The 12,570-nt window shown below is 69.2% G+C and carries 19 protein-coding genes; 17 read left to right on the top strand and 2 right to left on the bottom strand.

Annotation, left to right across the window (positions count from 1 at the left end):
• Positions 1 to 125: 125 nt before the first annotated feature.
• Positions 126 to 806, bottom strand: coding sequence for a GntR family transcriptional regulator (locus ABZ725_RS52195; protein WP_358809420.1), 681 nt, complete (start codon positions 804 to 806; stop codon positions 126 to 128).
• Positions 807 to 997: 191 nt separating this feature from the next.
• On the opposite strand from ABZ725_RS52195, the gene ABZ725_RS52190 reads away from it, so the two are divergent.
• The 17 genes from ABZ725_RS52190 (at position 998) to ABZ725_RS52110 (ending at position 11,378) form a co-directional block, all read left to right on the top strand.
• Positions 998 to 1,639 carry a sigma factor gene (locus ABZ725_RS52190; RefSeq protein WP_358809419.1) on the top strand — a complete coding sequence of 214 codons (642 nt, stop codon included), beginning with the start codon at positions 998 to 1,000 and terminating at the stop codon, positions 1,637 to 1,639.
• A 5-nt stretch (positions 1,640 to 1,644) separates the two neighbouring features.
• The gene (locus ABZ725_RS52185; protein WP_358809418.1) at positions 1,645 to 1,785 is read left to right on the top strand and encodes a hypothetical protein; all 141 of its coding nucleotides are present in this window, start codon (positions 1,645 to 1,647) and stop codon (positions 1,783 to 1,785) included.
• Positions 1,782 to 2,102, top strand: a complete 321-nt coding sequence (locus ABZ725_RS52180) for a hypothetical protein (protein ID WP_358809417.1) — start codon at positions 1,782 to 1,784, stop codon at positions 2,100 to 2,102. Before ABZ725_RS52185 ends, ABZ725_RS52180 begins: the two co-directional genes overlap by 4 nt.
• Positions 2,102 to 2,266 carry a pRL2-8 gene (locus tag ABZ725_RS52175; RefSeq protein ID WP_358809416.1) on the top strand — a complete coding sequence of 55 codons (165 nt, stop codon included), beginning with the start codon at positions 2,102 to 2,104 and terminating at the stop codon, positions 2,264 to 2,266. Before ABZ725_RS52180 ends, ABZ725_RS52175 begins: the two co-directional genes overlap by 1 nt.
• An 83-nt stretch (positions 2,267 to 2,349) precedes the next feature.
• Positions 2,350 to 2,769, top strand: coding sequence for a hypothetical protein (locus tag ABZ725_RS52170; RefSeq protein WP_358809415.1), 420 nt, complete (start codon positions 2,350 to 2,352; stop codon positions 2,767 to 2,769).
• 2 nt (positions 2,770 to 2,771) lie between these two features.
• Entirely contained in the window at positions 2,772 to 3,803 is a 1,032-nt protein-coding gene (locus ABZ725_RS52165; protein ID WP_358809414.1) for a DUF2637 domain-containing protein, read from the top strand.
• A 360-nt stretch (positions 3,804 to 4,163) separates the two neighbouring features.
• On the top strand, positions 4,164 to 6,089 hold the full coding sequence (locus tag ABZ725_RS52160) for a pRL2-11 (RefSeq protein ID WP_358809413.1): 1,926 nt from the start codon (positions 4,164 to 4,166) through the stop codon (positions 6,087 to 6,089).
• 65 nt (positions 6,090 to 6,154) lie between these two features.
• Complete coding sequence (locus ABZ725_RS52155) at positions 6,155 to 6,493, top strand: hypothetical protein (protein ID WP_358809412.1); 339 nt, start codon at positions 6,155 to 6,157, stop codon at positions 6,491 to 6,493.
• A gap of 43 nt (positions 6,494 to 6,536) precedes the next feature.
• Positions 6,537 to 7,295, top strand: a complete 759-nt coding sequence (locus ABZ725_RS52150; RefSeq protein ID WP_358809411.1) for a hypothetical protein — start codon at positions 6,537 to 6,539, stop codon at positions 7,293 to 7,295.
• 190 nt (positions 7,296 to 7,485) lie between these two features.
• Entirely contained in the window at positions 7,486 to 7,836 is a 351-nt protein-coding gene (locus ABZ725_RS52145) for a hypothetical protein (protein ID WP_358809410.1), read from the top strand.
• A 71-nt stretch (positions 7,837 to 7,907) separates the two neighbouring features.
• Positions 7,908 to 8,351, top strand: a complete 444-nt coding sequence (locus ABZ725_RS52140; RefSeq protein WP_358809409.1) for an RRQRL motif-containing zinc-binding protein — start codon at positions 7,908 to 7,910, stop codon at positions 8,349 to 8,351.
• Positions 8,352 to 8,367: 16 nt separating this feature from the next.
• On the top strand, positions 8,368 to 8,793 hold the full coding sequence (locus tag ABZ725_RS52135) for a hypothetical protein (RefSeq protein WP_358809408.1): 426 nt from the start codon (positions 8,368 to 8,370) through the stop codon (positions 8,791 to 8,793).
• The gene (locus ABZ725_RS52130; protein ID WP_358809407.1) at positions 8,793 to 9,020 is read left to right on the top strand and encodes a hypothetical protein; all 228 of its coding nucleotides are present in this window, start codon (positions 8,793 to 8,795) and stop codon (positions 9,018 to 9,020) included. Before ABZ725_RS52135 ends, ABZ725_RS52130 begins: the two co-directional genes overlap by 1 nt.
• Positions 9,017 to 9,595, top strand: a complete 579-nt coding sequence (locus tag ABZ725_RS52125; RefSeq protein ID WP_358809406.1) for a hypothetical protein — start codon at positions 9,017 to 9,019, stop codon at positions 9,593 to 9,595. The genes ABZ725_RS52130 and ABZ725_RS52125 overlap by 4 nt, the downstream gene beginning before the upstream one ends.
• A 198-nt stretch (positions 9,596 to 9,793) precedes the next feature.
• Positions 9,794 to 10,084, top strand: a complete 291-nt coding sequence (locus ABZ725_RS52120; RefSeq protein WP_358809405.1) for a hypothetical protein — start codon at positions 9,794 to 9,796, stop codon at positions 10,082 to 10,084.
• A 38-nt stretch (positions 10,085 to 10,122) separates the two neighbouring features.
• The gene (locus tag ABZ725_RS52115; protein WP_358809404.1) at positions 10,123 to 10,824 is read left to right on the top strand and encodes a hypothetical protein; all 702 of its coding nucleotides are present in this window, start codon (positions 10,123 to 10,125) and stop codon (positions 10,822 to 10,824) included.
• Between the two features lie 98 nt (positions 10,825 to 10,922).
• On the top strand, positions 10,923 to 11,378 hold the full coding sequence (locus ABZ725_RS52110; protein WP_358809403.1) for a transcriptional regulator: 456 nt from the start codon (positions 10,923 to 10,925) through the stop codon (positions 11,376 to 11,378).
• A gap of 142 nt (positions 11,379 to 11,520) precedes the next feature.
• Here ABZ725_RS52110 and ABZ725_RS52105 read toward each other — a convergent pair whose 3' ends face one another.
• Positions 11,521 to 12,198, bottom strand: a complete 678-nt coding sequence (locus tag ABZ725_RS52105; protein ID WP_358809402.1) for a hypothetical protein — start codon at positions 12,196 to 12,198, stop codon at positions 11,521 to 11,523.
• Between the last annotated feature and the right edge of the window lie 372 nt (positions 12,199 to 12,570).

The following is a 12,570-nucleotide window of genomic DNA, read 5'->3' as shown; positions in this document are numbered from 1 at the left end:
GCCAGAGAGGGTCCGGGGCGGGTTTTCGCGTTGACCGGGGTCCTTGATCTTCAGTTGTTCAGCCAGCGTACTCCCGTGACCGGACACCCAGAGTCCAGTCATATTGGCTGGTCAGCCAGGGGAGTTCAGGAGATCGAGAGAGGGTGACCAGGGGCGTACACGCCCTCCCCCACGCCGATCACCTTGTGGCCGGTCACGTAGACGCTGCGCAGGATGACGACGGAGTAGATGCCGGCACCCAGCCCGAGGGCCTGAAGGTCTTCCTCGGTGGCGATCCGGGACGTCACGTCCTTGGAGGAGACCCCAACGCTGTTGCCAGAGCGATCTTCATAGACCGCTTGCCACGTCGGGTCACAGGCTTGGGGCTCATCGACTTCGGGGACGACCTCAGCAACGTCCAGGTGAACCCAGGACTGGGACGCCTGAAGGACGATGTCTGCCCGGTTCACGGTCCGCACCCGGTTGACGCACTCGCCCTCCCCGAGGTGTGCGGCGACCCAGTCGGGGGCCTGTACCCGGGTGCTGCTCTTGTGGTGAATCGTCTCGCCCGGCTGTGTGATGCCTCGGATGCGCTTGGTGCCAGCGATGATCTTCCGGCGGTCGGAGACGAACACGCCCTTGCCCTGCTGGCTGTGGACGTACCCCTCGGCCTTGAGCAAGCCGATGGCGCGGTAGACCGCGTTGTCGCTCAGGGCGAACTGCTTCATGAGGGCCTGGGTCGGCGGGAGCTTGTTGCCCGGCTCCAGCGTGCCGCGGTCGATACGGGCCCTCAGATACGCGGCCATGCCAGCAACGGTGCCTGCCATTTCGCCTCCTTCAGTCTTCCTATCGGATGTTGCTTGACGATACCTGAATCATGACCTAACTTCCTACAGGAAGCCACTTCCTATCGGAAGTTTCTTCGATCACACGCAGAACGGCCCTGACCCGGCATCTCACCTCCGGTTCAGGGCCTGAGACCGAACCCGACTGACAGACAGAAGGGACCGATCCTGTGATGGATCGTATCGACTCCAGGCCGCTTTCCGCGGCTTCCGGCGAACGGCTCGACCGCCTGTTCCGCCTGTACAACCGCCGTGTGGTGGCGCTGGCCCGGACCCTGGCCAACCACGCCGACGACGCCGACGACATCGCCGCCGACACCTGGGTGGTCGCCACCCGCTGGATCGGCACGCTGAAGGCGGACGACGACCACGCCATGGGCTGGCTGGCCACCCTCACCCGGCACGCGGTGCGCGACTTCTACAAGCCCCGCCGCAACCGTGAGCAGCCGCGCGACTGGTCGGACACCGTGTCGTCCTTCGCGCTCCCGACCGCGCCGGCCGCTGAGGACGTCGCCCTTGCCGAGCTGATGCCGGAGCTCCCGGAGCACCTGGCCGCGCTGGTCGACAGCCTCTCCGAGACGGAGCAGGCCGTTGTGCGGCTCCGCTGCGAGGGGCTCACGCACCGCGCGATCATCGCCCACACGGGCAACAGCAACGTCTTCCGCCGTCTGCGGTCCGCGTTCGACACCCTGCGCCCCGCGCTGCTGGCCGACCAGCCCGCGAAGCCGCCGCTGCCGGTCCGCAAGCCCGGTGCGACCAACCCGCCCAAGCCCCGCGCCACCTACTCCCGCGCGTCCGTCGCGCTGGCCGGGTGACCGCCGTGACTGACACGAGCGCCCAGGCCGAAGCCGCCCGCCAGGCAGCGGAAGCCGCTGCCGAAGCCGCCCGCCGTGCCTCCGAGGCCGCCGCCGCTCTCCAGCGCGCCGCTGCCGCGAAGGCCGGGATCGGAGGACTGAAGTGAGTGCCGAGATCCGCCGCCTGGAACGGGCCGTCAACCAGGCCGAGAACAAGCTGGCCGCCGCGAAGAACGGCGAGATGTGGCCGCTGACCGGTGCGGAGAAGCGCCAGGTCATCGGTGCTCTGGCCGGTGGCTCCGTCAAGGTCATGCGCGGCAAGAGCACGGCGAACGCCGACTCGAAGCTGAAGCGGCTGGAGGCGTCGATCGTCGGTCGCCTCAGCGCTGAGCTGACCGCCCTTCAGACCGCCCACCAGACGGCCGTGAACAAGGTCGCCGCCGACAAGGCCGCGAAGAAGTCCAAGGGCTGGAGCTGGATCTGATGCCGAACGACAAGGCATCGAACCCGCCCCGAGGCGAGTGCCGGCAGTGCTGGTACCACGCCTACGCCTCCCGCCAGGCCCACGCCCACCTCGGTCCGCGTGAGGACTGCCCGGAGTGCGTCGCCCACATGAACGGCCACCCCGCGCACCTGATCGTCCGCTGACCGACCTGTCCGCTTCCTGATCGAACCTTCCGCCGGGGCCACAACCCGTGGCCCCGGCACCCGAGACGAGAGGTCCGACCCCCGTGAACGTGCCCGAGCCGTACCAGGCCCAGCAGCAGTTCCCCGCCGTGCCGACCACGGCCGTGCCCGCGCACCACCGCCCGCCGGCCGTCGAGTACCGGGGCGGGGTGCCCTACCACTACACGGTCGGCCAGCCCCCGCCCCCGGCTCAGATCGTCGTGCAGCTCCCCGAGCAGTCGTCCATGAGCCCGGCTCAGCGCGAGCTGATCGTGAACGTCGTCCTGCTCCTGGTCGTCGCGGTCGTGCTGTGCGGCTGCGTGTGCGGCGTGGTCGTCGTGTGCGGCGGAACGCTCATGGGCCTGATCGGCGCGATCGGCGCGAACGCGATCCCGATCGGCCTGACCACGGTGGGCGCGCTGGTGGCCGCCGGGTGGCTCGTCTCGAAGGTCAAGACCCTCACGAACCCCCGCAAGGAGAAGTAGAGATGTACGTCCCCGACATGCCCGTGAAGCCGAAGCGCACCACGTCCAGCACCATCAACGACCTGATCGTGGCCGCGCTCGCCGTCGCCTCGTTCGCCCTGTCCGGCTGGTCGCTGGCCACGCTGCTGATGTCGGCCGGCGCTCCGAAGGCCGTGGCCATCTTCGGCGTTGGCGTCTTCGACGGCCTGGCGCTGCTGGCCGCCCTCCAGGTGTACGAGCGTCGGCACGAGCCGTACAAGGCGTTCGGCGCCCGGCTGGTCATGATGCTCGCCCTGCTGGCGTCCTCGGTCGTGAACGCCGCGCACGGCCAGGAGATGGGCGGCTGGACGACGGCCGTCGTCCTCGGTGCCGCTCCGCTGGCCTTCGAGATCGCGTTCGAGCTGCGTCACCGCTCGATGACCGGCCTGATCTGGGTTCTGTTCTACAAGGAGGCGAAGGCCGCCCTCGACCGTGACGTCTGGGTGCGGATCGCCCCGGCGACCGAGCCCCCGACCGGCCCGGCGGACCTGTACCAGGTGATCCGGGAGGACGACCGGACCGCGCCCGCCGCCGCCGTTTCCGCCGCCCCGGCGGACAACGCCCCGGCCGTGTCCGCCGTGTCCGCCGCCCCCGCCGAACTGACCGCCGCTGTCCGCCCGGACAACGGCGGCGTCCGCCCGGCGGTCGGAAACCCGCTGTTCAAGGCCCCGGCGGACGACTCGTTTGCCCGCCCGGACACGGACGACGTCCGGGAGGACACGGCGCGGGACCGCGTCCTGTCCGGCCTCGGTCTGCCGCTCGACACCCCCGACGTGCCCGCCCCGGCGGACAAGTCGACCGCCCCGGCGGACAACCCGGCGGCGCTGGTGAAGGCGTCCACCGTCGCCGGTGCCGTCCGGGAGCTGAAGGCCCAGGGCGTCCAGGACGTGGCAACCCTGATCGCCACCGTGCCCGCCGTCCTCGGCAAGCCGGTCAGCCCGGAGACCGTCAAGCGCGAGTTCCGCCGCCAGGTCCCCAAGGCCCCGGTCCCGGCCGGGACCGGCCAGTACCTGTGATCAGCCGTGGTCGGGGGTCCGTCACCTGGTCGTGACCCCCGACCACGCCCCCAACACCCGGACCGACACCGGTTCGTGACCGTGGTCGGGCCTTCATGGTCGGCCTTGTGGTCGGGGGTAAAGAGCACGATCCGCAGGGCGGGAAAAGGCAGGGGGGAGAATTCTCCCCCCTGATCTGAAAGGGCCTCAAATTCCGCCAGGAGAAACGCGGAAGACGAATGTCAGAGGCGCGTAGTACGAATTGAAGTGCATGACGCCGGAGTTATGGGACCGGGCCCGATGACAGCGGGCCCGGCCCCTCCGGTCCACCAGGACCGGAGCCGACTCCTTCGATCCGCTGGGAACAGGAGTAGCAGGCCGATGATGGCACGTAACAAGCACACGCAGACCCAGGACAACCAGGCACTTGAAGAGGCGCTGGGAGCGCTGGCCGTCGGCCTGCCCAAGGTGGCCTGGCGTTTCGGCTCCGGGGCACCCATGGACGGCAAGCCGCGGACCAACGCCACCTGGACGCACCGGGGCACCCGTACGGAGCGCGAGGACGGCCGCCAGGCCCACCGCTGGGACTACCTGGCCCGGCTTGAGCGGGCCGGGTACCGGTGGGCCGGAGCTGCGGGAGTGGCCGGCACTGGCTACGCCTACAGCCAGGACCCGACCATGACCCTGGAATCCCTCCAGGTGGGCGGCTTCACGGCCGGTACGGCGGCCTCGGCCTGGGTGGGCTACCGGCTGATGGACGGGGCCGTGACCTGGCGTCACCAGCGCGATTGGGTCTGGCCGTTGCACGTCGCGCTGCGGGAGAAGCTGGGCTATCCCGAGGGCACGAAGCCGTCCCGGTACATCCACATTCCGGTGAATTACACCGAGATCACGGGCGACGCTATCCGGATCGACCTGCCCGCCGATTTCGCGGGTGAGGACAGCATCAAGGCGACGGTGAAGACGACGCTGACCAACAAGCTGGCGCTTCAGGACGTCACCTTTTCGTGGCACACCGAGGGCAAGAATCACCACGTCCTGGTGAAGCAGTCGCCGCGCCCGCCGTCCAAGGTTCTGTTCTCCGATGCGGAGATTCAGAAGCTCATCGAGTCCATGCCGGAATCCGCTCCGCTCATCGGCCTTTCGCACCGTGGCAAGGCGGTTTCCGTCGACCTGGACGCGGAATCCCCGCACGTTCTCGTCTCGGCCGGTACGGGTGGCGGTAAGTCCGTCATTCTCCGTGCCATCTTCGCTCAGCTTTTGAAGAACGGGGCGATCGGCGCGGTTCTCGACCGTAAGCGCCACTCCCACAAGTGGGTTCGCGGCCTTCAGGGCGTCGGCTATTACCGGGAGATCGAGGACATTCACGATGCGCTTATCGCCCTCGGAATCGAGGGTGAGCGCCGTAACCGGATCGTGGATGACTGGGACGGGGACGACAAGGACGCCCCGGTCGGCCCGCGTCAGGCAATTCTCCTGGAAGAGGCGAATGCCACGATCGGAAAGCTGAAGCGGTACTGGACGAAGATTCGCGACCCTAAGACCGACCCGAAGGAATCCCCCGCGCTGGACGCATTGGGCGAGATCCTTTTCATGGGCCGCGCGGTGAAGATGCACGTTCTCATGGTCGCTCAGTCGGCCACGGCGAACGCCCTGGGTGGCCCGGAAATGCGCGAGAACTTCGCGACGCGCATTCTCGCGCGCTACACCCGGAACGCCTGGAACATGCTCGTTCCGGAAGTCCAGCCGAGCCCCAAGAGCACCCGTCACGTGGGCCGCGCTCAGGTCGTCCTGGGGGGCGTCGCCAACGAGACCCAGGTCGTCTTCTTCACCCCCGAAGAGGCCCGCGCGTGGTCGGAGCTGGGCCGCGCCGTCGCAGCGTCTCAGGGTCACACCACCCCCATCGACCTGGGAAAGGGCCCTGTGACCGTCACAGGGTCACCTGTGACCGAGGCGGGGCCGGCCATCCCGGCTCAGGGCGGCTCGAAGGACCGGGTGCGGGAGGACACCGAGGGCTTCAAGGCCGACATGGAGGCCCTGTTCGCCCTCGGCTCGACCGAGGCGACCGAGGCCGCTCAGGACACCGATATCCCGGTCACGCTGAAGCAGGCCGTTGACCAGGAAATCGTCTCGGTCAGCCTCTCCGTGCTCCGAAAGGAATCCAGCGACAAGAGCCGTGGAAAGGAATTCCCCGCCTCGGTCGGAGTCGACGCGAAGTCGCGCGGAAAGCTTTACCGGCCGTCCGAGCTGGCGCGCTGGGAGCGCAACCGCCCGAAGGCCGGGCAGAGCATCGAACAGGAAGACTGACCCGACAACTTCCGGGGGCCGGTATCGCACCGGCCCCCGCCCCCTGGAAAGGCTGGAAAAGGAAAATGACCACCGAAGCTGAGATTCCCGTCCCGATGACCGACGAAGAGACCGGCCGGAATTCCTGGATTCCCGCGTGGGCGAAGCTCCCGAAGTGGACGCCGACCGCGCTCATCGGCTCCGCTCTTCTGCTGCTTTCCTTCGCGCTCTACAACGCGCTGAACATCGTGGTCCGGCTTCTGATCGCCCTTCACGAGTCCTCGATCCCGTGGTGGGGCGCGTTCTTCGTTTACGCGTTCATCGGGGGCGCGCTCTACCGGGCGTCGAAGGAATTCAAGTTCTGGGCTGAGGCCGCGAAGAACCGATGGGGCGTCTTCACTCGTTGGGCCAAAGCGCTTGTCTGACCCGAGAGTTCACCCCGCCGAATCGCATCCGAAGGAGATCACCTTGACCACCGCCGTGAACACCCGGACCCGCTACACCGACACCGGCCGCTCGATGCTCGTGCCGCTGCTGGTCGACCCCGCCACGGGCCGGGGCCGGAACCTCGACCTGGAGGTGACCCCGCACCTGCTGATCTCCGGATACACCGGCTGGGGTGCCACGTCAGCGCTGCGCCTGGTGGCCGCGCACACCGCCCGCCACGGCATCGACGTCCAGGTCCTCGACCCGTGCCCGAAGCGCGTCGGCTTCACCGGCCTGGAAGACGCGGGGCCGTTCGTCACCGTCCACCGCGACCGCGGCGACGTCCTCCAGGCCGTCACCGACTTCGTGACCGGCTTCGAGATCCGGTTCGAGGAACTGGACGGCCGCGCCCCCGAGTCGCACCGGCTCCTGGTGGTCGACGGCCTCGACCGGCTCCGCAAGAGCGTGGTGGGCGAAGGCGCCGGCCGCTGCTCGGTCCTGGACGCGCTGGAACCCGTGCTGGCGCTTGGCCGTGCGGTCGGCTACCACGTGGCCGCCTCGGTCTCGCAGTCCTTCGTCACGCGCCAGGGCTTCCCGCGGACCTTCACCGACTGCTCTGCCCTGCTGAGCTTGGGACCGACGACCAGCCGCGCGCGTACCGAGCTGCTGGGTGCGGAGCCGCGTCCCGCCGGGGTGCCGGCCGGACGCGGGGGCGGGGAGTTCGCGGACTACGACGGACCCCGCGCGGTCAGCACGGTCTACGTCTCCGAGGACGAAGCGCGCCTGATCGCACGCGGCTGACGCCGGGAGCTCCGGCACGACTGAGGCCCCCGTCCAGCTCAGGGCGGGGGCCTCAGTGCTTTCAGTGCGTGCAGTGCCTTCCGTGCCTGATGACCTCGAAGGACTGTCACCGAACCGCTTGACTCGCTTGTACGGAAGTCCGTACAGTGAGTCTTGTACGAACTTCCGTACAAGCCCGATGGAGGCTTACGTGATCAGCAAGAACACCATCCGACCGCTGGCCTGGGGACTGTCCCTGGGTGCCTCGGTCTTCCTCGTTCAGTACCTCTTCGGCGACGTCCCGGCCCGCTGGCTGGCCGTCGCCCTGGTGGTCGCTGGGCTCGCTGACTTCTGGGTCCACCGCATCAGCCGGTCCGGCTACTGGATCGCCCGCGGCGTCGACTCCGAGGTCGGTGAGCCCTGCTGGCTGGTCAAGGGAGGCCCGTTCTACGGCCCCGACGACACCGCGGCCGAACTCGGCACCTGGTGGCAGGCCCGCCGCTACATCGCCCGCTCCGAGCGGCTGCTGACCGAGGCGATCCGACGCCGTGCCCGTGGCTGACCTGGCGTAGCGCGGGCCGGGGATGTTGCGACCACCCCCGGCCCGTGCCGACACCGAAGGAGAGAGCTCCGGTGCAGGCCGAACCCTACGAGAACGACTCGACCGTCATCCCGACGTACCGCCGCAAGTGCGCCCCCGAGGGGTTGTGCACCCGGCGACAGCTCAGGAAGCGCGGGCTGAGGCCGAACGGCCACGACCCGGTTGCCCAGCTCCGCTACTGGCGCCGGGGATGGCGGTACGCGTACCTGTACGACGTCGCCCTGGCCGCCCCGGTCCGCCCGATGACCCCCGGCCGCTGGCGCTCGATCGCCGCCATGTTCGCGGCCCGCATGACCTGCCCGCAGTGCGGCGAACTCCGTGAGGAGTTCATCGCCACTTCCGTGGGCCACTGCACGCACTGCACGTGCCCGGAGATCGGGTGCCCGCAGTGCGACTTCGGCCTCCCGGCCAGCCCGGAGCCGACTCACGAGAACCCGCCCGACGAACCGCCCCGGCCGCTGATGATGGCTGCCTGAGCTGATGGGAGACACGATGACGACCCCGGCCCCGGACGTCCGAGACGCCTACGCCGAAGCCCCGCCGATCGCGCGGGAGGTCGGCGCGCTGCTGAAGCTGCGGCGCGAACTGGGTGACGACCGCCCCGACTTCTACCCGCCCGCGAGCGTCAACGAGGTGCGTGAAGTCCTGCTGCGGGAAGCCGCGCTGCTCGACCGGCTCGCCCTGGCCGACATCGAGGCGACCGGCGACGCGGTGAACGCTGCTGTGGAGCTCCGGGACTTCGACACCCGGCAGGGCCACGGACCCAGCGCGACCTTCGAGGGCGTGATCCCGCCCTACGCCGACCGCTGGAAGGACGACCCCCGCGGCTACGCCCGCCAGGAGTACCAGCACTGGCTCACCGTCCCGCCGTGGAAGCCGGCGCTTCCGACCGGCCCGGCCGGAGAGGCTGGCGCCTGATGCCCGACATGTGGAAGGGCAAGCCCCTGGTGGACCGGCCGAAGGTCTCGGACGTCGATCTGCACTACCGGATCTACAACGCGCGCACGGGCGAGCTGCTCAGCTTCGGCAGCAACGGCGGTCCCGGCTCGCTGAACGGCATCGTCCAGGACGCGCTTCGCACCCAGCAGGAACACCCCGGGGTGCGTTTGCACGTTGAGCAGTTCGAGGGGCCGGTGTACGAGTGACCGGCCGCCGCTGGTTCGAGAGCCAGGCCCTGGCCGTGGCCGCCGCCGTCGCCGTGGCGGTCGGCCTGTACGTCTGGAGGGGAGGCCACTACCCGCTCCCGGTCGACCTCATGGCGCTCACGGCCGTGGCCCTGGTCGTCTACACCGGAGCGCGTCAGCTCACCCTCGCCCGCACCACCGACACGAAGGAGAACGACCCTGTGACCGATCTTCCGATCGCCCCGCGTGATGAGCACAGCAGCAGCGCCGGTGATCCGGCCGACCTCGAAGCCATCCTGGAGAAGGCCGGCCGCGACGGCCAGCCCTTCAACGGGACCTGGAGGGCGGCCATCCTCTCGTCCGGCAGGTACATCAGTACCCCGGAGGAGTTCGAGGCACTGCGCCAGGCCGTGAGCACGGTGGAGATCCCGGCGGACATGCCGCGCTGGCACCCGAACGAGATCGCGGACTGGATGACGTCGGTGGTCGAAGACGAGTCGGCCAGTGAAGACGACCTGCGCCGCGCGGCCCTGGCTGAGGCGTACGCCCTCGGCATCGAGCCGGACGACCTGGAGGCGACGCCGGCCGCCGACTGACGCGCCCGCCGCACGACCACTGAAGGCCCTGCCCACATCCGGGCAGGGCCTTCAGTGCGTTCAGTGCTTGCAGTGCCTTCCGTGCCTGACGACCTGGCACAAAGAATCTTCTGGGACCGCTTGACGCGCTTGTACGGAAGTCCGTACAGTCTTCCTTGTACGAACTTCCGTACACACCAGAAGACAGGGGAGCGTCCCATGGAAGCCAAGGCCACTGCCGCACTGCTCGGTCTCTTCGCCGTATGCGGCGTGATCATGGCCGCGCTCACCGGCTTCTTCGCCCTCGACCACGGCGCGACCGGCACGGCGGCCCTGACCTTCGCGGGTGTCGTCTACACCGCGACCGTGGCCACCTTCGCCAAGGTCGTCGGACGCTCCGGTACCGCGGTCGTCTTCCAGACCGTCCTGCTCCTGGTGGGCGGGATCGTCGCCGTCCTCGGTGGCGTCCTGCTCGCCCCCGCCGGCATCCGGCTCAAGACCGCCATCTGACCAACCACCCGCCGCACCACCCGACCAAGGAGATCCGCATGACCCGCGTCGACCCGATCGGCTTCGTCCCCGCCAATGAGTCCCGCCTCGGGGGCGGTGACATCGTCATCAGCCTGACCCCGGCTCAGTCCAAGGCCCTCGGTCCGGAAGTCGGCACGATGGCTGACTGGCTTCACTCCGCGCTCTACGCCATGGCCCTGCTCCGCACCGGCCGCGGCATCGACGGCCAGCCGTACTTCGCCGGGCCGAACGACTGGCACACCCCGATCAACGACCTGGACAACCGGCTGATCCCGCGCCTGGAGGGGATCAGGGACGCGGCCGTCCGCGCACAGGCCAGCAGCGGCGGCACCGTGCAGGATCTGGCCCTGGCCATGGACGTCTCCCGCAGCACCGCGCAGTACCGGCGCGAAGCCCTGCTGAACGCCAGGCCCAGCACCTGGGAGCAGTGGGCCGAAGACGGGGGCCCGGACGACAAGGGCCGCATCGAGGACCCGTACAAGCCCGGCACCCCGGTCGCCGACGGTGATTTCTTCATCGGCCAGAAGGTCCGGATCGTGGGCGTCTCCGGTCTGCTGGCTGACCGCACCGACCTGATCGGCAAGCCCGGCCGCGTCGTCTCCGAGGCAAGCGACGGACAGGTGACCGTCCGCGGCCTCAGTGGCAAGCAGCACGAGACGTACGCGGACTTCCTCGGCTTCGAGCCGCACGAGCTGCTGGACGCTGAGCGCAAGAACTGAACGAACGCAACTGAACGAACGGCAAGGGGCGGTCCGCCAGTGCCAACCGACCGGACCGCCCCGCCCTCCCGACCGTCACGACCAGGAGAGAGACCATCATGACCGAAGCCGTAGTCTTCGCCGCCGTGTTCATCGCCCTGTACATCGGTCACAGCGTCGGAGATCACTGGTCGCAGACCACGTGCCAGGCCCTGACGAAGGGACGGCCGGACTGGACGGGCCGTCTCGCCGCCGCGCGCCACGTGCTGACCCTCACCCTGACCAAGGCCGTGCCCCTGACGGCCGTGGTCCTGGTCCTCGACCTCCCGGTCACGGCCCTCGGTCTGGTGGCCGGCCTCGGCATCGACGCGGCGAGCCACTGGTGGGCGGACCGACGTTCCACGCTCGCCCGTCTCGCCCGCCTTGTCGGACGGACCGAGTTCTACGAGCTGGGCTCGAAGGTCGTCGACGACAACGGCCACCCCACGCATCTCGGGACCGGCGCGTACGCCCTCGATCAGTCCTGGCACATGCTCTGGCTGGGCATCGGAGCCCTGATCATCGCGGCCGTCTGAGCCCAGCACTGCACGCACTGAGCGCACGTGCCTTCCGTGCCCCCTGAACAGCCAGAACGGCCCCTCACAAGCGCGTGAGGGGCCGTTTCGCTGCCCAGGGCCAGACAGGGCGAGAGAGGCCGTCAGACGGCCGCACAGGGCCTCAGCGAGCCCGCCGGATCGCTGCCCGCAGCACGTCCCCAGTGGTCACGATCTGCTCCCGCAGCTTCTCCCTCTCCCGCAGCGCTTCCGCCGGCGCCCGCTCCGCGAAGGCCGCCGCCATCATCGCCAGCTCGGCCGGTGCGCCGTTCCGCGCCGCGTCCTTCAGCTTCCCCATCGGGCCGTCGCCCCACCGGTCGGCCCACGCGCACAGGGCCTCGACCGCCGGGGCGCTCACCCAGTAGCAGCCCCTCACCAGCCGCTCCGCGACGTCGTCCGGCAGCTTGACCGTGGCCCTGCCGGTCAGCAGCGTCCGGCCCTCCTGGTCGAAGCCCTCCCGGCCGTTCCCGGTGCCCACCGGACGGCCCGGAGCGGAAGCCGCGTGCGCGGGGACGGGGTTCCAGTTGCTGTCCAGTCCGTGCCGTCGCATCTCCGGGCGGACACCCCGGAGGACGACAAGATCCCGCGTCCCGGCGAGCTTCCCGGTCTCCCGGAGCCGGGCGCGCTCGACCCGGACACGCTGACGCGCTTCCCGCAGAGCACGGCCGCGAAGGCTGCGAAGGCCCTCCCGCTCCCGCGCGGCCTTCAGCCATGCGTCCTCGGCTTCCCGGCCCGCCTTCACTGCGGATTCGAGGGCCAGCAGGTCCGCCGGGTTCACGGCGACAACGAACGATCGAGACATGCGGGAGAGTCTAGCCAGATATTCAAATGGCCTTTGAGCTGCGGATTCTCGGTCTATCTGACCAGATAAATCATGGCTGAGGACCCGGCACCGGACGGCCGCGCGTGGCCGCCGGCCTCCCGGCTTCGCGCGGTCGTCGGGACGGCCCCGGGGGTCGATTCTGAGGGACCGTCAGCCCGCGCTCACTCACCGCGTATGGTCGCGATCATGACAGGTTGCGGAAAGTAGTTGGGTTTAGAGTCTTGACAAATGCCGGGGGAGTTGTTCTAGATTGGGCGGCATGGAAATTGGTCTAGTAACTCAGAGTGCACGATCCGGGGGCAGGCTCGCCGTAGGCGAGACCTCCCGTCTCGTCAGCCGGTCCGGCCACAG

It is taken from the genome of Streptomyces sp. NPDC006872 (genome assembly GCF_040635845.1).
Classification (GTDB): Bacteria; Actinomycetota; Actinomycetes; order Streptomycetales; family Streptomycetaceae; genus Streptomyces.
The sequence above is the reverse complement of the archived record's forward strand: the minus strand, read 5'-3'. Positions and strand labels throughout refer to the sequence as shown.